This window comes from Pseudomonas sp. GW821-FHT02C04 (assembly GCF_059421845.1).
On sequence record NZ_JBWKVT010000009.1, the window covers coordinates 50,451 to 72,404 of the forward strand.

The 21,954-nt window shown below is 60.5% G+C and carries 23 protein-coding genes; 15 read left to right on the forward strand and 8 right to left on the reverse strand.

What is annotated here, in order from left to right; translation table 11 throughout:
• Window positions 1-28: 28 nt before the first annotated feature.
• Complete coding sequence (locus tag AC07VV_RS25990; RefSeq protein ID WP_096821112.1) at window positions 29-583, forward strand: RNA polymerase factor sigma-70; 555 nt, start codon at window positions 29-31, stop codon at window positions 581-583.
• Between the two features lie 71 nt (window positions 584-654).
• Here AC07VV_RS25990 and AC07VV_RS25995 read toward each other — a convergent pair whose 3' ends face one another.
• The 3 genes from AC07VV_RS25995 to AC07VV_RS26005 form a co-directional block, all read right to left on the reverse strand.
• On the reverse strand, window positions 655-1,668 hold the full coding sequence (locus AC07VV_RS25995; RefSeq protein WP_495037882.1) for a GNAT family N-acetyltransferase: 1,014 nt from the start codon (window positions 1,666-1,668) through the stop codon (window positions 655-657).
• 87 nt (window positions 1,669-1,755) lie between these two features.
• On the reverse strand, window positions 1,756-2,553 hold the full coding sequence (locus AC07VV_RS26000; protein ID WP_495037883.1) for a substrate-binding periplasmic protein: 798 nt from the start codon (window positions 2,551-2,553) through the stop codon (window positions 1,756-1,758).
• A 91-nt stretch (window positions 2,554-2,644) separates the two neighbouring features.
• Complete coding sequence (locus AC07VV_RS26005) at window positions 2,645-3,268, reverse strand: TetR/AcrR family transcriptional regulator (protein WP_495037884.1); 624 nt, start codon at window positions 3,266-3,268, stop codon at window positions 2,645-2,647.
• A gap of 187 nt (window positions 3,269-3,455) precedes the next feature.
• Between AC07VV_RS26005 and AC07VV_RS26010 the strand changes: the two genes are divergently transcribed.
• The 8 genes from AC07VV_RS26010 to ppnP all read left to right on the forward strand — a co-directional run bounded on the left by AC07VV_RS26010 (window position 3,456) and on the right by ppnP (window position 12,731).
• The gene (locus AC07VV_RS26010; protein WP_495037885.1) at window positions 3,456-5,246 is read left to right on the forward strand and encodes an acyclic terpene utilization AtuA family protein; all 1,791 of its coding nucleotides are present in this window, start codon (window positions 3,456-3,458) and stop codon (window positions 5,244-5,246) included.
• Between the two features lie 10 nt (window positions 5,247-5,256).
• Window positions 5,257-6,126: an SDR family oxidoreductase gene (locus tag AC07VV_RS26015; RefSeq protein WP_495037886.1), complete on the forward strand. Its 870-nt coding sequence runs from the start codon at window positions 5,257-5,259 to the stop codon at window positions 6,124-6,126.
• Window positions 6,127-6,129: 3 nt separating this feature from the next.
• Complete coding sequence (atuC, locus tag AC07VV_RS26020) at window positions 6,130-7,746, forward strand: geranyl-CoA carboxylase subunit beta (protein WP_495037887.1); 1,617 nt, start codon at window positions 6,130-6,132, stop codon at window positions 7,744-7,746.
• Between the two features lie 29 nt (window positions 7,747-7,775).
• Complete coding sequence (gene atuD / locus AC07VV_RS26025; protein ID WP_085710720.1) at window positions 7,776-8,933, forward strand: citronellyl-CoA dehydrogenase; 1,158 nt, start codon at window positions 7,776-7,778, stop codon at window positions 8,931-8,933.
• Window positions 8,930-9,727 (forward strand): enoyl-CoA hydratase/isomerase family protein, encoded by a 798-nt coding sequence (locus AC07VV_RS26030; RefSeq protein ID WP_495037888.1) that lies wholly within the window; start codon window positions 8,930-8,932, stop codon window positions 9,725-9,727. Before atuD ends, AC07VV_RS26030 begins: the two co-directional genes overlap by 4 nt.
• Window positions 9,728-9,791: 64 nt before the next feature.
• Window positions 9,792-11,753, forward strand: a complete 1,962-nt coding sequence (locus AC07VV_RS26035) for an acetyl/propionyl/methylcrotonyl-CoA carboxylase subunit alpha (protein WP_495037889.1) — start codon at window positions 9,792-9,794, stop codon at window positions 11,751-11,753.
• 69 nt (window positions 11,754-11,822) lie between these two features.
• Entirely contained in the window at window positions 11,823-12,365 is a 543-nt protein-coding gene (locus AC07VV_RS26040; protein ID WP_096821102.1) for a 3'-5' exonuclease, read from the forward strand.
• 81 nt (window positions 12,366-12,446) lie between these two features.
• A complete protein-coding gene (gene ppnP, locus AC07VV_RS26045) occupies window positions 12,447-12,731 on the forward strand; it encodes a pyrimidine/purine nucleoside phosphorylase (protein ID WP_007940055.1) in 285 nt (94 codons plus the stop codon).
• 71 nt (window positions 12,732-12,802) lie between these two features.
• On the opposite strand, the gene AC07VV_RS26050 is transcribed toward ppnP, so the two are convergent.
• Together AC07VV_RS26050 and AC07VV_RS26055 are read right to left on the reverse strand one after the other, a co-directional pair.
• Window positions 12,803-13,609 carry an MOSC domain-containing protein gene (locus AC07VV_RS26050; protein ID WP_495037890.1) on the reverse strand — a complete coding sequence of 269 codons (807 nt, stop codon included), beginning with the start codon at window positions 13,607-13,609 and terminating at the stop codon, window positions 12,803-12,805.
• 112 nt (window positions 13,610-13,721) lie between these two features.
• On the reverse strand, window positions 13,722-14,657 hold the full coding sequence (locus AC07VV_RS26055) for a chemotaxis protein CheV (protein ID WP_034155209.1): 936 nt from the start codon (window positions 14,655-14,657) through the stop codon (window positions 13,722-13,724).
• Window positions 14,658-15,112: 455 nt separating this feature from the next.
• Between AC07VV_RS26055 and AC07VV_RS26060 the strand changes: the two genes are divergently transcribed.
• From AC07VV_RS26060 to AC07VV_RS26070, 3 genes are all read left to right on the forward strand, one after another.
• Window positions 15,113-15,583 carry a hypothetical protein gene (locus AC07VV_RS26060; RefSeq protein ID WP_096821100.1) on the forward strand — a complete coding sequence of 157 codons (471 nt, stop codon included), beginning with the start codon at window positions 15,113-15,115 and terminating at the stop codon, window positions 15,581-15,583.
• A 491-nt stretch (window positions 15,584-16,074) separates the two neighbouring features.
• Entirely contained in the window at window positions 16,075-16,968 is an 894-nt protein-coding gene (locus tag AC07VV_RS26065; RefSeq protein WP_096821099.1) for a sensor histidine kinase, read from the forward strand.
• Window positions 16,965-17,624 (forward strand): response regulator, encoded by a 660-nt coding sequence (locus AC07VV_RS26070; protein WP_096821098.1) that lies wholly within the window; start codon window positions 16,965-16,967, stop codon window positions 17,622-17,624. The genes AC07VV_RS26065 and AC07VV_RS26070 overlap by 4 nt, the downstream gene beginning before the upstream one ends.
• On the opposite strand, the gene yegS is transcribed toward AC07VV_RS26070, so the two are convergent.
• Window positions 17,608-18,525 (reverse strand): lipid kinase YegS, encoded by a 918-nt coding sequence (gene yegS / locus AC07VV_RS26075; protein ID WP_495037891.1) that lies wholly within the window; start codon window positions 18,523-18,525, stop codon window positions 17,608-17,610. The two genes, AC07VV_RS26070 and yegS, sit on opposite strands and share 17 nt — an antisense overlap.
• Window positions 18,526-18,839: 314 nt before the next feature.
• Between yegS and AC07VV_RS26080 the strand changes: the two genes are divergently transcribed.
• A complete protein-coding gene (locus AC07VV_RS26080) occupies window positions 18,840-19,148 on the forward strand; it encodes a hypothetical protein (RefSeq protein ID WP_495037892.1) in 309 nt (102 codons plus the stop codon).
• A 41-nt stretch (window positions 19,149-19,189) separates the two neighbouring features.
• Here the strand turns inward: AC07VV_RS26080 and AC07VV_RS26085 are convergent, their stop codons facing one another.
• Complete coding sequence (locus tag AC07VV_RS26085) at window positions 19,190-20,416, reverse strand: molybdopterin molybdotransferase MoeA (RefSeq protein ID WP_495037893.1); 1,227 nt, start codon at window positions 20,414-20,416, stop codon at window positions 19,190-19,192.
• Window positions 20,400-20,939 carry a molybdenum cofactor biosynthesis protein B gene (moaB, locus tag AC07VV_RS26090; protein WP_495037894.1) on the reverse strand — a complete coding sequence of 180 codons (540 nt, stop codon included), beginning with the start codon at window positions 20,937-20,939 and terminating at the stop codon, window positions 20,400-20,402. Before moaB ends, AC07VV_RS26085 begins: the two co-directional genes overlap by 17 nt.
• 81 nt (window positions 20,940-21,020) lie before the next feature.
• On the opposite strand from moaB, the gene mobA reads away from it, so the two are divergent.
• The gene (gene mobA, locus AC07VV_RS26095; protein WP_192558623.1) at window positions 21,021-21,623 is read left to right on the forward strand and encodes a molybdenum cofactor guanylyltransferase MobA; all 603 of its coding nucleotides are present in this window, start codon (window positions 21,021-21,023) and stop codon (window positions 21,621-21,623) included.
• 78 nt (window positions 21,624-21,701) lie between these two features.
• On the forward strand, window positions 21,702-21,923 hold the full coding sequence (locus AC07VV_RS26100) for a YgdI/YgdR family lipoprotein (protein ID WP_085710733.1): 222 nt from the start codon (window positions 21,702-21,704) through the stop codon (window positions 21,921-21,923).
• The last annotated feature ends 31 nt before the right edge of the window (window positions 21,924-21,954 follow it).

Sequence of the window (21,954 nt, forward strand, 5' to 3'; positions counted from 1 at the left end):
CTAACCTATTGGCAGCAAGGTGATTTCCATGACGGAACAAGTATCCACAAGCAGGTGCGATTCACCGCTACTTCAGGCATTCGTCGACAATCGACTGATTCTGGTCAAGATTGCAGCCCGCATTACCGGCTGCCGTTCACGCGCCGAAGATGTGGTGCAGGATGCGTTCTTCCGACTGCAATCGGCGCCGCCGATCACGTCGTCGATCAAGGCCCAGCTGAGTTATCTGTTCCAGATCGTGCGCAATCTGGCCATCGATCACTACCGCAAACAGGCGCTGGAGCAGAAGTACGCCGGCCCCGAGGAGGAAGGGTTGAACGTGGTCATTCAGGGCGCCTCGCCGGAAACCTCACACATCAACTTCTCGACCCTGGAACACATCGCCGATGCGCTGACCGAGCTGCCGGTCCGCACCCGCTACGCCTTCGAGATGTACCGTCTGCATGGCGTGCCGCAAAAGGACATCGCCAAGGAACTCGGCGTTTCGCCGACCCTGGTCAACTTCATGATTCGTGATGCGCTGGTGCACTGCCGCAAGGTGTCGGGCAGTCGTGCAGATGCCGTGACTGCGAACCGTCGCTGACAGCACACCGCCAAAAAAAAGATCGCAGCCTTCGTTGAAGGGCTGCGATCTTTTTTTGTTTCAGCAAGGTGTCACGCCAGTTTGCAGCGATCAAAAAACCGCTCGCGCCCCAGGATCATCAACGCCGCGCGCTTGTGCGGGAAGTCGAATTCCTTTTCGCAGTGGAAGCACTGGTTGTGCATGTGGCCGATCATCTTCGCATTGTCGGCACGCGGCTCGGCGACGACGCTCTGGGTACGCGGATCATCCAGAAACAGGTAGTGCACCAGCGCCGACAGCCAGCTCGCCACCTTGTGCGGGCCGCGATGGTTTTCTTCCCCGACCAGCATGTGAATCCCGCGATCGTAGTTATCGGCATCGTAGAACGGCGCGATGCGATCTTCCTTGGCCCAGTAGGCTTCAAAATAGGCAAACGGCTGATCGTCGAAACAACCGATCAGGGTCAGGGTGTGCGGATCGGCGTCGAGTTTGCCCAGGTACTCGCGATGCTGTTCGAGGCTGCCCTCTTCCTGCCAGAAACTGGCGACTCGCGGGCTGTTCTGCCAACGGTTGAAACGCGCAAGATCCTGCTCGATCTCTACCGTTCGCAGGGAAATCCACGCACCGAGACGTGCATCGAAACGCCGATAAACCTCACCCCTCGGTTTCACCGGCCGCAGCGGATGGCGCTTGCCGTTGCTGATGACCATCTGCTGCGGATAACTGCCGGTCAGCGAAGCCCCCAGCCACGGTTGCGGCAGTTGCCAGAACAGCGTGCGCTCGCAGCGATATTCGCCCGCCACTTCAGTGCTCACCAGCAAACCGCTGAGCAAGGCTTCGGTCGGCGGCTGATCCAGTTGCCAGATCAATTGCTGACGCGCCGGATCCCGGGCAAACAGCCAATAGCAGGCGGCCCACAGCGCCTGGCCTGGCGGCAGCGCATAGCGTTCATCGATCTGGATCGGCCCCTGACCTTCACGATCGAGGCGCAGGCGAATCAGCGGTTGCCCGTCCAGGCTGAGGCTCAGACGGCTTTCGGTGGCATCGGCTATCAGTTGACTGCCCGAAGGCAAGGCCAGGGCAGTCAGGTCATTCAGATTGGACATGGGTCGGGCTCACGATAATCGTCGACAGTTCAACGATGGGACGTGAGCCGGGGCGGGAAATTTAGGCCGGACGCGAAAAACCGCCCGTCATGGGTGAGGCACCGGCACCACGGCAATCTTGTACGGATCGAAGATCTTCAGCATCTGCCCGTTGTCGCGCAGTCCTTGCAGCAACTTGCCGAACGCCTCGCCGGTAATCGGCGCTTTCGGGCTGAGAATGGCGTAATGGTGATAGATCTGGTCGATACGTTGCGACACCAGCAATTCGTCACGCACCTTGTCGTTGCGCAGCAGGTAATCGAACAGATACGAGCGAGTGACCAGCGCAATGTCCGCCCGACCGCGCAGCACCATCAACAGGTTGCTGTCGTGGGAATAGGTCAGCGTGGCGTTGTAGGTTTCCGCGAGGTATTTGGGGTCGGCATTGAAGTTGGCGAACTCGTAGTGATAGCCGCTGTACAACGCGAGGCGCTTGCCCTTGAGATCAGCGAAGTAATTCTGCTGGCGACCGGGTTCGTTTTCCGCGACGAAAATCTCTGCGTCCTCCAGTCCCATGTCGACCGTGGTATGGGGAATGTCTTTCCAGCCCCAGTCCGGGTTCTCGAAGATCGCCATGTCCGTGCGGCCCTCCTTGAAATCGCCGAACCGTCGCGGAATCGAGGTGGGGACAAGCTCGAAACGGTAGTCGCTCTGCGAGCTGTTCAATGCAGCGACCAGCTCCGGCAGCAGCCCGGTGTCGGCACCGTTTTCCGGGCGAATGGTGTAAGGCGGGAAATGCGCCGCCCCCACCCGAACCACTTGCACCGCCTCAGCAGGCAAAACCCAGGATGCAGCCAGCGCTGCGAGCATCAGCCCGGCGGCCGTCCGATTTGACGAAGACTTCAAAACACCCCACTCCCCGAAAAAGTACCGTTCCATGCATTCAAGCTAGGCGGTTTCGCCCAGTTAGCCAGTTTCCCGGGCCGATAGAAAGTGATCAGCGTTCTTCGAGCACCAGGATCAGCGCTTCTTCGGCCAGTTGATCGAGGCTCAAACTGCCGCCGGCGCGGAACCAGGTGGTGGTCCAGGACAATGCGCCCGTGAGAAAACGTCGGGTAATGAACACATCGCCGCGGATGAACCCTGCCTCCTTGGCCTCGCCCAGCACTTGCAGCCAGAGGTCCTCGTAGATGTCACGCAGCGCCAGCACCTTGGCCTGACCGTCTTCGGACAGCGAGCGCCATTCATACACCAGCACCGCCATCGCTTCGCCGCTGCCGCCCATGATCGACTGCAATTCGCAGCGGATCAGCGCCAGCACCCGCTCGCGCACATCGGCCGCTTCGGCCAGAGCTGCACGCATCAGCGCCGTGTTGTAGCGGATGGTTTCTTCCATCACCGCCCGCAGGATTTCATCCTTGCTCTTGAAGTGATGAAAAATGCTGCCCGACTGAATCCCCACTGCGCCGGCCAGGTCGCGCACGGTGGTGCGTTCGTAGCCTTTGTTGCGAAACAGGTGGGCCGCTACTTGCAGCAGTTTGCCGCGAGCGCTGTCCGGGTCGGTCAACCGGCCTTCATCGACCAGTTCGCGCATGACCTTCAGGGCTTTTTGCTCGTCCACCCGTTCTCTCCTACAGTCGTTCAGTCGTCTGCCGCCCTGAAACCGCAGGGTTGCGCGGGCAATTTAAGCCGCCGGCCGCGACCAAGCAAGCGCTTGGGCAGAAGATAATCTAGCCTGTTTACAAACCAAGCGCTTGCTTGGTAGCCTCGATGCACTTCTGTCACAGGTTGCTGAGTCGGAGATGAAAATGCCCACCACCGTCCGCATCGGATGCGCCAGCGCATTCTGGGGAGATACCTCGACCGCCGCCGCGCAGCTCATGGCCGCAGGACAGCTGGATTATCTGGTGTTCGACTACCTGGCCGAAATCACCATGTCGATCATGGCCGGCGCCCGTATGAAGGACCCGCAGGCAGGGTTTGCCGGCGATTTCATCGAAGTCCTGGCGCCCCTGCTGCCGCAACTGGCCGAACAGAAGATTCGCGTCATCAGCAATGCCGGTGGGGTCAATCCCCAGGCCTGTGCCGCTGCCCTGCAAGCGGCCTGCGACAAGGCCGGCGTATCGCTGAAAATCGCCGTGCTGTCGGGTGATGACCTGCAACCGCACTTCAAACAGCTTGCCATCCAAGGCATCACGGAAATGTTCAGCGGCGCCCCGCTGCCGCCGATGTGTGTCTCGACCAACGCCTACCTCGGCGCACCGGGCATAGTCGAAGCGTTGCGTCTGGGCGCCGACATCGTCATCACCGGCCGGGTGGTCGACAGCGCAGTGGTCAGCGCCGCACTGGTGCATGAGTTCGGCTGGTCGTGGCACGACTACGACAAACTCGCGCAAGCAGCGCTGGCCGGGCACATCATCGAATGCGGCGCGCAGTGCACCGGCGGCAACTTCACCGACTGGCGCGACGTGCCGGATTACGAACACATTGGTTTCCCGATCGTCGAAGTCAGCGCCGACGGCCAGTTCATCGTCAGCAAACCCGAAGGCTCAGGCGGGCTGGTCACACCGCTGACTGTCGGCGAACAGATGCTTTACGAAATCGGCGATCCACAGGCCTATCTGTTGCCCGATGTGGTCTGCGACTTCAGTCAGGTCAAACTTCAGCAACAAGGCAAAAACGCCGTCCGGGTCCACGGCGCCAAAGGCTTGCCGCCCAGCGATCAATACAAGGTCAGCGCAACGTATCCGGACGGTTTCCGTTGCACCGCCAGTTGCCTGATCGCCGGTATCGATGCGGTGGAAAAAGCCCGGCGCGTCAGTCAGGCGATCATCGACAAGACTTCTGAAATGCTCGAGCAACGCGGCTGGGGTCCCTACAGCGAAACCCATATCGAGCTGCTCGGCAGCGAAGCCACCTACGGCCCTCACGGCCAGCGCCGGGACAGCCGCGAAGTGGTGATCAAACTCGCCGTGCGCCACCCGAACAAACAGGCCTTGATCCTGTTCTCCCGGGAAATCGCCCAGGCCACCACCGGCATGGCGCCGGGGCTGACCGGCATCGTGGGAGGGCGGCCGACGGTGTATCCGCTGATCCGGCTGTTCTCCTTCCTGATCGACAAAAGCGCCTGCAGCTTGCAGATCGACATCGCCGGGGAGCGCCACCCGTTTGCCCTGCCCGCCACGGCCACCCTCGACAGCGAGGATTTGCCCCTGCCCCACGAAACGCCCAAACCCCATGGCCGCGCCGACGCCAGCGTAGCGCTGGTGAAACTGGCGGTGGCGCGCTCCGGCGACAAGGGCAATCACAGCAACATCGGCGTCATGCCACGCCGCCCGGAATACCTGCCGTGGATCGCCGAAGCGCTGACCCCGGCCGTGGTCGTCGACTGGATGAGCCATGTCCTCGACCCGATTCACGGCCGGGTCGAGCGCTGGTATCTGCCGGGCACCCACAGCCTGAATTTCCTGCTGGAAAACGCCCTCGGCGGCGGTGGCGTGGCGAGCCTGCGCATCGACCCGCAGGGCAAAGCCTTCGCCCAACAATTGCTGGAAATCCAGATCCCGGTGCCGCAGAGCATCGCCGAGCAGTTCGACTAGAGGATTGTCCATGGCATACGAATCGATTTTCCGGGCTGACCTGTTCAGCGGCCAGACCGTGATCGTCACCGGTGGCGGCAGCGGCATCGGGCGATGCACCGCCCATGAACTGGCCGCGCTCGGAGCCACCGTGGTGTTGGTCGGACGCAAACCGGAAAAGCTGCAAGCCGTTGCTGCCGAAATCGCCGAGGACGGTGGCCGGGCGCACTGGAAGGCCTGCGACATTCGTGACGAAGAAGCCGTGAAGGCGCTGCTCAGCGAATTGATCCGCGAACACGGACCGATCCACGGACTGGTCAACAATGCCGGCGGTCAGTACCCGTCGCCCTTGGCCTCGATCAATCAGAAAGGCTTCGAAACCGTGCTGCGCACCAATCTGGTCGGCGGTTTCCTGATGGCCCGGGAAGTGTTCAATCAGTCGATGAGCAAACACGGCGGCAGCATCGTCAACATGCTCGCCGACATGTGGGGCGGCATGCCCGGCATGGGCCACTCCGGCGCTGCCCGTTCGGGTATGGACAACTTCACCAAGACCGCGGCATTCGAATGGGGTTATGCCGGCGTTCGGGTTAACGCAGTGGCGCCGGGCTGGATCGCCTCCAGCGGCATGGACACTTACGAAGGCGCGTTCAAGGCGGTGATCCCGACCTTGCGCGAACACGTGCCGCTCAAGCGTATCGGCACCGAATCGGAGGTCAGCGCCGCGATTGTATTTCTGCTGAGCCCGGCGGCGTCGTTCATCAGCGGTAGCACCTTGCGCATCGATGGCGCGGCCAGCCTGGGCAGTCGCGCATGGCCGTTGCACAAGGCGGCCCACAGCGAATCCTTCAACGGCTTCCACCGGGCCTACATGCCGGACGTCTTGAAGGACAAGGAGTAAGCCATGCCGCAGATCCAGTCCCAGCTTGACCCGCACAGCGAAGCCTTTGCGCGCAACCGCACCGCCATGCTCGCGGCCATCGAGCAAGTCCAGCAGCTCGAACAGAACCTGCTGAACAAGGCCGCCGAAGCCAAACCGAAATTCGACAAGCGCGGGCAACTGCTGCCCCGCGAACGCCTGAACCTGCTGCTAGACCCTGGCGCACCATTCCTCGAACTGGCGAGCCTGGCCGGCTACAAACTGCACGACGACAAGGACGGCAGCTCGGCCGGTGGCGGTTTGATTGCGGGCATTGGCTACGTTTCCGGCGTGCGGGCGCTGGTGGTGGCGAACAACAGCGCGATCAAGGGCGGGACGATTTCCCCGTCGGGTCTGAAAAAATCCCTGCGCCTGCAACAGATCGCCCAGGAAAACAAACTGCCGGTGATCACCCTCGCCGAAAGCGGTGGCGCCAACCTCAACTACGCGGCGGAAATTTTTGTCGAAGGTGCACGCAGCTTTGCCAATCAGGCGCGCATGTCGGCGATGGGGCTGCCGCAGATCACCGTGGTGCATGGCTCGGCTACGGCCGGCGGTGCATATCAGCCAGGGCTGTCGGATTACGTGGTGGTGGTGCGCGGCAAGGCCAAGCTGTTTCTCGCAGGCCCACCCTTGCTCAAGGCAGCGACAGGTGAAGTGGCCACCGACGAAGAACTGGGCGGCGCCGAGATGCACGCGCAAGTCGCCGGAACCGCCGAATATTTGGCCGAGAACGATGCCGACGGCGTGCGTCAGGTGCGGGAAATCATCAGCCTGTTGAACTGGAACGAGCAGCTTCCGTGGCTGCCCGAACCGCAATTCAAAGAGCCGCTGTATCCCATCGACGAACTGCTGGGCCTGATCCCGGACGACCCGAAAAAACCCTACGACGTGCGTGAAATCATTGCGCGGATCGCCGATGAGTCGCGTTTCATGGAGTTCAAGGGCGAGTTCGATCAGCAGACCGTTTGCGGCCACCTGAAAATTCAGGGCCGCGCCTGCGGTTTCATCGGCAACAACGGCCCGATCACGCCCAATGGCGCGAGCAAGGCGGCGCAGTTCATTCAACTGTGCGACCAGAGTCAGACACCGCTGCTGTTTTTCCACAACACCACCGGGTTCATGGTCGGCACCGAATCGGAACAGCACGGCGTGATCAAGCACGGCTCGAAACTGATCCAGGCCGTGGCCAATGCACGGGTGCCGAAACTGACGGTTGTGGTCGGCGGCTCCTATGGCGCGGGCAACTATGCGATGTGCGGACGCGGGCTCGATCCGCGCTTCATCTTCGCCTGGCCCAACAGCCGCACCGCGGTGATGGGCGGCGCCCAGGCCGGCAAGGTGCTGCGGATCGTCACCGAAGCCAAGCAGTTGAAGGACGGCCTGGTGCCCGATCCGAAAATGCTCGACATGCTGGAGCAGGTCACCGCGCAGAAACTCGACAGCCAGTCCACCGCCCTCTACGGCAGCGCCAACCTGTGGGACGACGGGCTGATCGATCCGCGCGACACCCGCACCCTGCTCGGTTACCTGCTGGACATCTGCCACGAAGCCGACATCCGCACGCTGGCCCCCAACAGCTTCGGCGTCAGCCGGTTCTGATTGCCAAGGACTCAAGGAGAACAATAAAAATGATCTTCACCCCGGAACACGAAGCCCTGCGCCGCACCGTCCGCCAATTCGTCGAGCACGAGATCAACCCGCACGTCGATGAATGGGAAAAGGCCGGGCGCTTTCCGATCCACGAGATTTTCCGCAAGGCCGGCGACCTCGGCCTGTTGGGGATTTCCAAGCCGGAAAAATTCGGCGGCATGGGCCTGGATTACAGCTATTCAATCGTCGCCGCCGAAGAGTTCGGCACCATCCATTGCGGCGGCATTCCGATGTCGATCGGCGTGCAGACCGACATGTGCACCCCGGCCCTCGCCCGCTTCGGCTCCGATGAATTGCGCGACGAATTCCTGCGCCCGGCCATCACCGGCGAGCAGGTCGGCTGCATCGGCGTCTCGGAAGTCGGCGCCGGTTCCGACGTCGCCGGGCTCAAGACCACCGCGCGCAAGGACGGCGACGACTATGTGATCAACGGCAGCAAGATGTGGATCACCAACTCGCCAAGCGCCGACTTCATCTGCCTGCTGGCCAACACCTCGGACGACAAGCCGCACGTCAACAAGTCGCTGATCATGGTCCCGATGAACACACCGGGCATCAGCCTCAGTTCGCACCTGGACAAGCTTGGCATGCGCAGCTCGGAAACCGCCCAGGTGTTTTTCGACAACGTGCGCGTGCCCCAGCGCAATCGCATCGGCCATGAAGGCGCCGGGTTCATGATGCAGATGCTGCAGTTCCAGGAGGAACGCCTGTTCGGTGCGGCCAACATGATCAAGGGCCTGGAATACTGTGTCGACAGCACCATCGAGTACTGCAAGGAACGCAAAACCTTCGGCAATGCGCTGATCGACAATCAGGTGATCCACTTCCGACTCGCCGAATTGCAGACCGAAATCGAATGCCTGCGGGCGCTGGTCTATCAGGCCACCGAGCAATACGTGAAAGGCCAGGACGTCACCCGACTGGCTTCGATGGCCAAGCTCAAGGCCGGGCGTCTCGGTCGCGAAGTCAGCGACAGCTGCCTGCAATACTGGGGCGGCATGGGCTTCATGTGGGACAACCCGGTGGCCCGCGCCTACCGCGACGTGCGGCTGGTATCGATTGGCGGCGGCGCCGACGAAATCATGCTGGGGATCATCTGCAAACTGATGGGCATCCTGCCGGGGAAAAAGAAATGAGCACCCTGCCCGATTGCCAGACGCTGTTGCTGGAACCACATAACGGCGTGCTGCACATCACCCTCAATCGCCCGGAAAGCCGCAATGCCATGAGCCTGCAAATGGTCGCCGAACTGCGCGCAGTGCTGGCCGCCGTGCGCGACGACCGCAGTGTTCGCGCGCTGGTGCTCAGCGGCGCCGGCGGGCATTTCTGTGCCGGTGGCGACATCAAGGACATGGCCAACGCCCGCGCTCAGGGCAGCGATGCCTATCGCGAGTTGAACCGTGCTTTCGGGTCGTTGCTGGAAGAAGCGCAGCACGCGCCGCAAGTGCTGATCACCGTGTTGCAGGGCGCGGTGCTCGGGGGCGGTTTCGGGTTGGTGTGCGTAAGCGATATCGCGATGGCCGATCATCAGGCGCAATTCGGTCTGCCGGAAACCAGCCTCGGCCTGTTGCCGGCGCAGATCGCGCCGTTTGTGGTGCAGCGCATAGGCCTCACTGAAGCCCGCCGCCTGGCCCTGACCGCTGCCCGTTTCGACGGCCACCAGGCGCGGCGTCTGGGGCTGGTGCATTTTGTCGAGCAGGATCCCCAGGCACTGGCCGAACGGCTGGATGAAGTGCTGCAACATGTCCTGTGCTGCGCCCCCGAAGCGAATGCCGCCACCAAGAAATTACTGCTGGCCAGCGCCGGCCAACCGTCGAGCGAATTGCTGGATGAAGCGGCGCAGTGGTTCAGCGAAGCCGTGACCGGTGCCGAGGGTATCGAAGGCACGATGGCGTTCGTGCAAAAACGCAAACCCGGATGGAGCACCTGACCTTGTGGGAGCGAGCTCGCGATGAGGCCCTTCAATTCACCGCCAACATTCAGGAAAAACCACCATGCCCGCCCTCCACAAAATCCTGATCGCCAACCGCGGTGAAATCGCCTGCCGCATCCAGCGCACCGCCCAAGCCCTCGGCTATCGCACCGTCGCGGTGTTCAGCGACGCCGACGCCGATGCGCTGCATGTCCAAATGGCGGACGAGGCGGTGAACATCGGCCCGGCGCCGGTGCAACAGTCCTACCTGAACATCCCGGCCATCCTCGACGCCGCCCGGCGCAGCGGTGCCGACGCGATCCATCCCGGTTATGGCTTCCTTTCTGAAAACGCCGGGTTCGCCCGAGCCTGCGAACAGGCCGGCCTGACCTTCATTGGTCCCAGCGTCGAAGCCATCGAACTGATGGGCAGCAAACGCCAGTCGAAAATTGCCATGCTCGCTGCTGGGGTGCCGTGCATCGCCGGCTATCAAGGTGCCGAGCAGGACGACGCGACCCTGACACGCGAAGCCGAACGCATCGGTTATCCGCTGATGATCAAGGCCAGCGCCGGCGGTGGCGGACGCGGCATGCGCCTGGTGCATCACGCCGAGGAGCTGGCGGCGCAATTGCGCACCGCCCGCTCCGAAGCCTTGAACGGTTTCGGCAGCGACGAACTGATCCTCGAACAGGCGTTGATCGAACCGCGCCACGTCGAAGTGCAGTTGTTCGGCGATCACCACGGCAACCTGATCTACCTGGGCGAGCGCGATTGTTCGATCCAGCGTCGCCATCAGAAAGTCATCGAAGAAGCGCCGTGTCCGGTGATGACCGAAGAACTGCGTCAGGCAATGGGCGAAGCGGCGCTCAAGGCCGGACGCGCGGTGAACTACGTGGGCGCCGGCACCGTGGAGTTTCTGCTCGATGCCCGTGGCCAATTCTACTTTCTGGAAATGAACACCCGGCTGCAAGTCGAGCATCCGGTGACCGAATTGATTACCGGGCTGGACCTGGTGGCGTGGCAGCTCTTGGTTGCCGAGGGTCAGCCACTTCCGCTGACCCAGGCGCAGGTCAAACTCGATGGCCACGCCATGGAAGTGCGCCTCTACGCCGAAGATCCGGCCCAGGAATTTCTTCCGCAGACCGGTCGTGTCGAAGCCTGGGAACCGGCACTGAATCGGGGTGCGCGGGTTGACCATGGCTTGATCGAAGGTCAGTCGATCTCTGCGTTCTACGACCCGATGCTCGGCAAACTGATCGCCCACGGCGCGACCCGCGAAGAGGCCCGGCGCAAACTGCTGTGCGCGGTGCAGGACAGCGTGTTGCTCGGCGTGCAGAGCAATCAGCGACTGCTCGCCAGTCTGTTGCAGCATCCGCAGTTCATCAGCGGTGAATTCAGCACCGGGTTTATCCCGCAACACTTCGCCGACCATCCTTGCCTGCATCCCCATACACCGAGTGCCGAAGAACTCGCGGTCGCGGCGTTGCTGTTTTATCAATCCTGCGCCGGGGCGCATCGTTCACCCTTGGCCGGTTGGCGCAACAATGCCGGGGCGCCATTGCACTATCGGCTGGGTCTCGACGATCAGGCGTGGAGTGTGCAATTGCTGGCCGCCCCGGATGGCATCGTTCGGGTTCAGGTGGCTGAACGTGCCTTCGAACTGAAGCTCATCGAATACAACGAACGCTCGATATCCCTCGAAATCGAAGGCCTGCGCCAGCGCCACGCCTATCGCCTGCACGACGACCAGCTCTGGCTGTTCACCCGTCCCGGCAGCCTGCGCCTGGTGGATCGAACTCATGCCGTGATCGACAGTCAGACCAGCGTCAGCACCGGCACCTTGAAAGCCCCGATGGATGGCGCAATCATCGACGTGCTTGTCAGCGAGGGCAGCCCTGTCAGCAAAGGCCAACTGCTGGTGGTGCTGGAAGCGATGAAAATGGAGCACCCGCTCAAGGCCGGCATCGATGGCGTGCTCAAGCGGGTGCAGGTCAAGGTCGGCGATCAGGTCAAAAATCGTCAGGTTCTGTTGCAGGTCGAGTAGTCGCCGCGCGCATCCGCAAGGTTTGACTACGCTCTGAATAATCAGGACGCGGAAATCAGGAACCCTGCGATGCCCCATTGGCTGGTCATTGATCTGGAAGCCACCACCGATGAAGGTGGCTGGCCGGTTACGGAAATGGAGATCATCGAGATTGGCGCCACGCTGGTGGATCGTGCCGGTCGCGAGCAGGATCACTTTCAACGCTTCGTCAAACCGACGCGTCGGCCACTGCTGACGCCGTTCTGTCGCGAACTCACGCATATCACTCAGGCCAACATCGACGCCGCGCAACCGCTGACCGACGTCTGGCCGGCGTTCGAGCGCTGGCTCGGTCAGCACCAGACACGCCTTGAAGGCTGGGCCAGCTGGGGCGATTACGACCGCAAGCAATTGCTTCAGGAATGGCAGCGCCTGCAACTCGACAGCGCCCTTAGCCGCGTGCCGCACATGAACCTCAAACAACGATTCGCCAAGGCCCGACGCCTTGAACGGCCTCTGGGACTCAATGGCGCCCTGCAGCTGGCGGGCATGCAGTTCACCGGTCAGCAGCATCGAGCACTGGAAGATGCGCGTAATACCGCCCGATTATTGCCGCTGGTGCTGCCGCTCTAGCGCAGGTGACGGCGCCATGAGCCTTGTGCATACTGGCCGACCTTTTTGACCCTTTTAAGCCCTTTTCGAGAGGAATCGCCCATGTTTAAAGTCAACGAGTACTTCGACGGCACCGTCAAGTCGATCGCCTTTGGCACTGCTGAAGGTCCTGCGACCATCGGCGTCATGGCCCCGGGCGAATACGAATTCGGCACCAGCCAGCGTGAAATCATGCACGTGGTGTCCGGCGCACTGACCGTCAAACTGCCGGACAGCAGCGACTGGGAAACCTTCGCTGCAGGCAGCCAGTTCAACGTGCCAGCCAACAGCAAGTTCCAGCTGAAAGTGGCCGTCGACACCGCTTACCTGTGCGAATACCGCGGCTGAAACCCCGGTTTCCTGCGGCAATAAAAAATGCCCGTGTCCTTGGACACGGGCATTTTTCGTTTCGGGGCAGATTACTCGAGGATTTCCACCGGCATGCCGACTTCGAGCCGACCGTTGCTGTCATTGACCAGGTTCTGACCGAACATCGCACCGTCGGCCTGGGCGCGGGTCTTCTGCAGAGTCGCCAGCGGCTCGCGATCCGCGCTGCGTTCACCGGTTTTCGGATCGATCGTGGTGAGAATGCAGCGTGAACACGACTTGACCACGCGGAACTCGACATCACCGATGCGGATGCGCTTCCAGCCATCCTCGGCATAGGCCTCGCTGCCTTCGATCACCAGATTCGGCCGGAACCGCAGCATTTCCAACGGACGCCCGACTTCCTTCGACAGATGTTGCAGCGACGCCTCACCAATCAGCAGTAGCGGGAAACCGTCGGCGAACGCCACTTGGTCGTCATCGTTGCCATAACCGGCCGCAGTCGTGCGAGCGCGATCCAGCGGCACTTGCACCAGTCGGGTCGGCTTGCCGATGAATTCGCTGACCCAACGGGCCGCTTCTTCGCCGGCATCCGGCACGCGCAGGGTGTCGCGCCAGATGGTCACGCCGCGCAGTTCGGCTTCGTTGCCGGGCAACGCGATATCAATCGCCGAATGCCCCGGCGCATCGAGGGTCAGGCCACCGTCGGCATTCCACAGCGCGGACAACTGGCTCATCTTCGCTTCGGCACGCTGAGTCAGGAAACGCCCGCTGGCTTCGTCCACCAACATCCAGCGTCGATCGCCCTCAAGCCCCAGTTTGTCCAGGCCGATCCCTTGCAGAACCTCGCCCTTGGCGGATTTCAACGGGTAACGATAAAGCGCGCTCAGACGCAGCATGGCCAGCTCCCTGATGGGTCAAAAACGCCACCCTATACGAGCTGGGTTGCCGAATCAAAGGCCAGAGATTGAGGAAGCGAACTTGCTCGCTTCCACTGCAACCGCGTGGTGATCAGGCCGGTACTTCGTCGAGCATCAGACGCTGACGCACCACATCGACCAGTTTGTCCGGCTGGAACTTGGAAAGGAAGTTGTCGCAACCGACCTTCTTCACCATCGAGTCGTTGAAACTGCCTGACAGCGAGGTGTGCAACACCACATACAGGCCACGCAAACGTGGGTCGTTGCGGATTTCGGTGGTCAGGCGATAGCCGTCCATTTCCGGCATCTCCGCGTCGGTGAAGATCATCAACAACTTGTCGGTCATGTTGACCCCGGTGTCGGCCCAGGCCTTGAGCATGTTCAGGGCCTTCAGACCGTCGCTGGCGATGTGCATCTTCACGCCCAACTGACCGAGGGTGTCGCGCAACTGCGACAGTGCAACATTGGAGTCGTCCACCAGCAGCACTTCGCGGCCACGGGCGCGCTCCAGGACCGGATCGTCGAGTTTGTCGCGGGAGACCTTGGCGTTGTACGGCACGATTTCGGCGAGGACTTTCTCGACGTCGATGATTTCCACCAATTGATCGTCGACCTTGCTGATGGCGGTCAGGTAATGCTGGCGGCCGGCGCTGGTCGGCGGTGGCAGGATGGCTTCCCAGTTCATGTTGACGATGCGATCCACACCGCCGACGAGGAAAGCCTGCACCGAGCGGTTGTACTCGGTGACGATGATCGTGCTGTTGGGGCCCGGCACCAACGGACGCATGCCGATCGCCTGGGACAGGTCGATCACCGGCAGGGTCTGGCCGCGCAGGTTGACTACACCGCAGACAAACGGGTGACGCTGAGGCATCAGGGTCAGCTTCGGCAGTTGCAGGACTTCCTGAACCTTGAACACGTTGATCGCGAACAATTGACGCCCGGCCAGCCGGAACATGAGAATTTCCAGGCGATTCTCACCCACCAGTTGCGTGCGTTGGTCTACCGTATCGAGAATGCCGGCCATCAATGACTCCTGGGCTTGTTCTGGTGAATTCACTAAAGAGGGTTATCGGCTGATTCCGGCCAATCTTGATCCCTATACAAATCACCTACAAAATGCCATGAGAAGGCATTGATGTCACATTAACATCATGCTTTACTGGCCCCGTGATTTCATCTGCTACATTCTCTGCGGCGCGACCTCGGTTTGCGCGGTAGGTTCCCGTGTCTAAGGGATTCCCCTAGTAACAATCAGGCCCAACCTGATGTTCGCAATATCCAATAGCCATTAATGTGACGCCATTCTCATTGCATGAACGGAGTCAGGCTTTTGTGTGCGATCGCAGGTCAGTGGAACCCCATCCTCTCGAAACCCCCGGCACAAGCCTCCTCGGCACTGCAGGGCGCGATCTCACGACGGTTCATGATCGTCGACACACACGACATTCGCTCATCAGACATGACGTTGTGGAGATAAGCATGCCGAACGACCGTAAAGAGTGGGCGCAGCGGTTCCCCGAATTTCTTGTCGAGGCTGAAACGCTCCTGGCCAAGTCCGAAGAGTGCCTGAGTCATTTGCAACTGATCAGCAATGACAAGGACGCCATCGACTGCATGCTCAGCACCCTGCTCAAACTGGCGAACAAGGCCGATGCCCTTGCATTGGTGGCAGTGTCCGAGTTCTGTCTGCACCTGCATGGCCTGCTCACTCAGACGCAGGATCATGTCGACCTGCATGCCCAGGCGCTCGACGCCCTGAAAGATTGCTTCACCTTGATGGCCTGGCAACTTGAACTGGTCGACCAGAGCACCGGCCAACTGAGCCTGGACGAAAGCGAGCAGACGTCCCTCATCGAAGCGTTCGCCTTCCAGGTGGGTCAGAGCCAGTTTCAACCGCCGCTCAGTGCCAAACCCTTGTCCCTCGTGTCTTACTCGGAGCGGCAAGCGTAATCGAGTACACGCCGGGCCCATTGCAGCCCGTTAGTTCGAGCCATCGAATGTCGCAATTGAATAACTCATGCCTGCCAGCGACATCCCCAAATAAATAATTACGCGTCAACATGCAGACTGTCCCATCGTTGAAGTCAGGGTTTACCTGTGTATGAAAATTGAAAACTTCAGGTTTCATCGATAATTATCGATTCCAATAAACCAACTTTTTCCATTATGGAACTCGCGTCCAACATGGCGTATTTCCTGACTCTTTGGACATATAGGGCGAACGCGACCAACGGTATGTTAAGTGGTATTATGCCGCGCGTTAGTTGCTTTCACTTAATGGCACAGTGACTTCAATGATCGGTCTGCTCCGAAGTTGACAGTCAATTATCGATCACTGAACCGTATTGAAACCAACAACCTGAACCACAGATTTTCAGACAGAGACCGCCAGCCACTCTGACCGGTCTGCCCGCAGCGAACATCCATTGGCTCCATCCGCTATGTACGCCAGCCTCAAGTCAATCGCCACATGGCCACCCTCCCGAGAAAACGCGCGCAGGTTCACGCTCACGCTTTGCATTGGCGCGGCAGTGGGCAGTCTGCTGACTTATGGTTTGTCCGCGCCGCTGTCGTTTGGCCTGCTGCTGATCAATCTGGCAGCCGCCGCTTGCGTCTTTACCCAGCATCGCCTGTCGCGAAAATCGATCAAGTTCCAGCCTCAGGAACTGGCCGACCGATTACTCGAAGTCCAGGAAAACGAACGTCACCGTCTCAGTCGTGAACTGCACGATGATATTGGTCAGTTGCTGACCGCCGCCAAACTGCAAAGCGAATGGCTCAAGCGACGACTACCGGACGACTTGCAGGAACAGTGTTCGGCACTCTGCGACACCCTTGAGGAAACCCTCAACAAAGTCCGCGATGTGTCGGCCATTCTCAATCCACGGCAACTGACCAGCCTGGGGCTGGAAGCCAGTTTGCGCGCGCATCTGCTCAAGACACTGACCAACACCTCGGTGCACTGGAGCCTGGACTGTCAGCAGCGTTTGAATGGCATTCCCGAAGAAATGGCGGTCGCCGCCTTCCGCATCACCCAGGAAGCCGTGACCAACATCCTGCGTCATGCGCAGGCCAAGAACCTGCTGATCCGCGTGCAACGCCTTCCCCAAGGCTTGACCCTGCTGATCAGCGATGACGGTCTGGGCTTTGCCCCGGCCGCCAATCCCGGTCGTGAAGGACAACGAGGCATGGCCGGGATGGCCGAACGGATCGAGCAACTGGGCGGCACCCTGAGCGTGACGAGCGAACCGGGCAAAGGCACTCAAATCGAAGCACTATTCCCCTGGGCGCCCCGTGCACTCGAGCGGGCCAGTACGAATAAGGTTATGCGTTGACTTGTAACTTACTTCTGGTGGATGACCACTCGCTGATCAGAGCCGGCGTGCGCGCTCTGGTGCTGGATATTCCCGGTTATGCGGTAATCGGCGAGGCCAATGACGGCTCGCAGTTGCTTGAGATGGTCGAGCAACTGAACCCCGATATCGTTTTACTGGATATTTCCATGAAAGAAACCGGCGGCCTCGAAGCGTTGCAACGGCTCAGACGGGTTCGTCCGCACAGCAAAGTGCTGATCCTCTCGATGCACACCGATCCTGCACTGATCATGCAGGCACTGGAATCCGGCGCTCACGGTTACTTGCTCAAGGACACCACGGCAACCGAACTCGAACACGCGCTGGAAGCCCTGCGCAACAACGAGCGCTACCTGAGCCCGGCCATCGCCCACACGGTGATCAATCAGGCACTGACCCGCAATCAGAAGCTGCAACCGGAAGTCGCCGACTCACATAACCTGACAGCGCGCCAGCTGGAAATCCTGCGCCTGATCGTGCGCGGCAAGTCCACCCGCGAGATCGCCAATGGTCTGGGCCTGAGCATCAAGACCGTGGAAACCCACCGCTCGCAGATCATGAAACGCCTGCAGATCTACGATGTGGCCGGGCTGGTGCTGTTTGCCGTGCGGGAACAGATCATCAGTCTGGACGACTGAAGCACCGCGTCCTGCCCAACAGCGGCGAGTTCTCCGGCAAATGCACACGCAATGCCGCCGGACGCGCCGCAAAGCGCAAACTGTCTCCCTCCAGGGGCTCGCCATCAAGATTGATGCAGAGCCCTTCGGCCACCTTGATTTCGACCCACGGCAAACGCGTGCGCACAAACATGTTGTCGATGCCGAACCCGTCGCTGAGCAGGGTTTTCAGCGTGCCGACCAGCTCCTGAGGTGCCGGCAGGATACTGATATCCAGCAGGCCGTCATCGGCCAGTGCCTCTGGGCACAATACATGCCCTCCGCCCGCCTGGCGGCCATTGCCGATACCCAGCGCGAGCAGCTCACCGCGCCAATGGAAATCCGGCCCCTGCAATTCGCCATAGGCGGCGTGCAACTCACTGAATCGCGACAGGCCCGTAAACAGATAGGCTGCGCCCCCCAGCACCTTTTTCAGATCCTCCGAGGTATTGGCGGTGACCTGACTGCCGAAGCCGCCCGTGGCCATGTTCAGGAATATCTGCCCGCCCACCTCCCCCAGATCGATGTCACAGGCAGGCGCATCAAGCAATTCGAGTGCCTCATCCGGTTCCAGAGGGACACCGGCCGCGCGGGAAAAGTCGTTGGCGGTTCCCAGTGGCAACAACACCAGACTGGCCTTGCCCTGATGAGCCGCCAGGGCCTCGGCGATATCGCGCAAGGTGCCATCGCCGCCGCCAGCAATGATTTGCCCGAATCCGGCAGCCAGCGCCTCTTCGACCAGACGTTGGGCATCGCCGGCTTCCCAGGTCAGGCGCACAGCCAGTTCCCAACCCTGCCCGCGTTTGCGTTCAACAGCGGCGCGAACCGCTTCGTTGAGTGCCTGCTTGCCATGCAGAATCAACAATGCCCTGCGTTCACTCATTTTGGTCACTCCCGGAATTGAATCAGTTCGGGACATCTTGACCCTCACGGCACGCAAAAGAGCCGCCGCAATCCCAAGTATTTCCAGAGCCCCCTTTCACTCGTCCTACAAGGCGGTATTTTTTCGTACGGAATGTAAGGAATCGGCTCAATTGACCCGCCCTGGCCATTGGTACACCGTGTGTCGGTGGCAACAATCTTCAACCCGATAACACAAGGATGTGCAGGTAATGAGTCAATACATCATCAGGACTTTCGATCATTCGAGTAGCCGTTTCTGCCGGCAGAAACTCATGGCAACAGGCGGGAATTTGCATGCACAGCCATGAAGCAAGAATGCCATTGAGTCCGGTTGCTCCCCTCTCCGACAGTCGTGCCAGTCAAAGGGCCGAATTCAACAGCTGTACCAAAAACACTGGAGAAACCGTTATGGAACCTCGTGTCACCGAGCTGGAAACCCACCTCAAATACATCCGCCGTGACATGGACGAAGTAAGAGGAGACGTCAAAGCCATCAAGCACCGTCTCGCCTACTCCGCAGGTGCCACAGCGGTGGTTCTTGGATTGTTGGGCTGGGTTGCCAATAGTCGCTTCGATCAGCTCGTTGCACTGATCAGCCGCTGACGGACTGAAATGCAGGCCCACACGAGCCTGCATTTCAATGATCAGCCGAGAAGTTCACTCAGGGGAATGAAAGGCACCATATCTCCCTGGGTCAGGGTGCGCCCCTCCTGCACTTCCACCAATCCATCAGCCCAGGCGGCGCTACGCAGAACACCCGAGCTCTGGTTTCGGTAGATAGTTGCCTGTCCCTGTTCCAGACGCCCCCGCAGGAATTCACGCCGATTGCCGGCCTGGGGCCAGACGAATCCAGCCGGAACTGGAAACTTGAGAGGCTCGACATCCTGCACACCCTGACGACGCAGCAGATAGGGCTTGGTCAACAAGGCAAACGTCACCAGGGTCGACGCCGGGTTGCCTGGCAGGCCGATGACCGGAACACCACGAAAATGACCAACAGTCAGAGGCTTCCCGGGCTTGATCGCCAGCTTCCACAGTGTCAGCTCACCCTCTTCCCTCAGCGCAACACCGAGGAAATCTGCTTCCCCGACCGATACGCCACCGGTCGACAGTATCAGGTCGGCCTCTTTGAGCTCTCCAAGACGTGCGCGGGTGGTAGGCAAGTCATCCGGAAGAATCCCGGCATCCAGCACTTCACAGCCCAAACGCTGCAGCCAGCTGCACAGCACCACCCGGTTGCTGTTGTAAATCTGTCCCGGGCCCAGTGCAGTTCCCGGTTCGACCAACTCATCGCCGGTGGACAGCACTGCCACGCGGATCTTGCGGACCACATCAAGGCCGGCGCAGCCCAAAGACGCGGCCAGCCCTTGCTCGATCGGACCGAGCCGGGTTCCCGCGGACAGGATCAACTCGCCCACGGTGGTTTCCTGCCCCTGCGGGCGGATGTTCTGCCCGGACACCATGGGCTCGATGAACCGCACGCGTTCGTCGGCCTCGATCACCGCGTTTTCCTGCATCTCGACGCAATCGGCGCCCGGCGGAACGGGAGCGCCCGTAAAGATACGGGCACAGGTGCCCGGCTCCAACGGTTCAGGCGCCTGACCGGCAAAAATCTTCTGACTGACCGGCATCGGCTCACCGGTCCAGTCGGCCAGGTTCAAGGCATAACCGTCCATGGCACTGTTGGGCCATGGCGGCAGATCCAGTGTCGAAACCAGATCCTGCGCCAACACCCGTCCCTCGACCTGCGCCAGTGGCAGATATTCGGATTGGGCAATCCGCGAGGCGTCAGCCATTTCCAGCAGACGCGCCAGGGCCACCTCGACCGGCATCAGGCTGCCGGTCTTGCCAGGCTTACCCGCGGGATTCACAGGGAGCCGCCTGTTTCAGATGAGGGACGAAATTGCATGGACGGTGCCGCGAATCCAGTTGTTCAGCCAGGATGCCGTCCCAACCGGTACGTACCGCATTGGTCGAACCCGGCAGGCAGCAGACCAGCGTACCGTTGGCCAGCCCCGCCAGTGCCCGGGATTGCACAGTGGAGGTGCCGATGTCGGCAACCGAGATCTGGCGGAACAGTTCACCAAAACCATCGACTTGTTTGTCCAGCAGGCACCCAACGGCTTCCGGCGTGCTGTCGCGCCCCGTGAAGCCAGTGCCCCCGGTGATCAGCACAACTTGCACGACGTCTTCGGCAATCCAGTGGGCGACTTGCGCACGGATTTTGTACAGGTCATCTTTGAGCAGTACCCGCCCCGCCAGGTTGTGACCGGCTGCAGTCAAACGGTCGACGAAGACCTGGCCGGAGGTATCGGTTTCCAGGGTACGGGTGTCGCTGACCGTCAGTACCGCGATATTGAGCGGTGCGAAAGGTACATCAGCCTTGGCTTTCATAGGCTCATCCAGTTGTAGGAGAAACAGCCCGGTGTTATATCACAGCGCCCCATTTTTTCGCCGAACCTGCGGAGAGTTGCCATGACTTCCAATACCCGATTGCCGCCCTGTTCCGTCCTGTTGCTGGCCGGTGGACGAGGCCAGCGCATGGGCGGTCAGGACAAGGGGCTGATCGAATGGCACGGGGAACCACTGATCGCTCATTTGCAGCGCAAGGTTCGTCCGCTGACCGACGACCTGATCATTTCCTGCAACCGTAATCGCGAACGCTATGCACCCTTTGCCGATCAATTGGTCTCGGATGACGAAGAAGATTTTCCCGGACCATTGGCCGGTATTCGTGCAGGTTTGCGAGCCGCCCGCCATACGCATCTGCTGGTGTTGCCATGCGACGTACCGCGAATCGACCTTCCCTTGTTGCAGAGCATGCGCGAGGCCGCCAGCCTGCACCCTGAAAATCCTCTGATGCTGCGTCACGACGAGCACTGGGAACCGCTGCTTTGCGTGATTCCCGTGGTGCTTCTGCCCGCATTCGAAGAGGCCTGGCACGAGGGGGAGCGCAGCCCTGGCCGGCTCATGCGCAGCCTTGGCGCCCAAGCCCTGATTTGCCCGGACAACGACCCACGGCTGGCCAATCTCAATACCCCGGAACTGTTAAGCTCTCATAACACTGTGTCAGACTGACCGCGTTCAAGGAACTCTCACGCCTTGTATACGTCTACAAGCTCAGTAACCAAAAGAATTCCCTTCGGAGACAAACACATGACTCAACGGACTCTCGCCACTTTCATGCTCGCACTGGGCCTGGCCACCCTCGCCGGTTGCGCTTCGCCAACTGTGATCACCTTGAATGACGGTCGCGAAATCCAGGCCGTCGACTCGCCTAAATACGACAAGGATTCGGGCTTCTACGAATTCGAACAACTGGACGGCAAGCAGACTCGCATCAACAAAGATCAGGTTCGCACCGTTAAAGAGCTGTAAGCGACGCCAGATACAAAAAAGCCCGCATTTT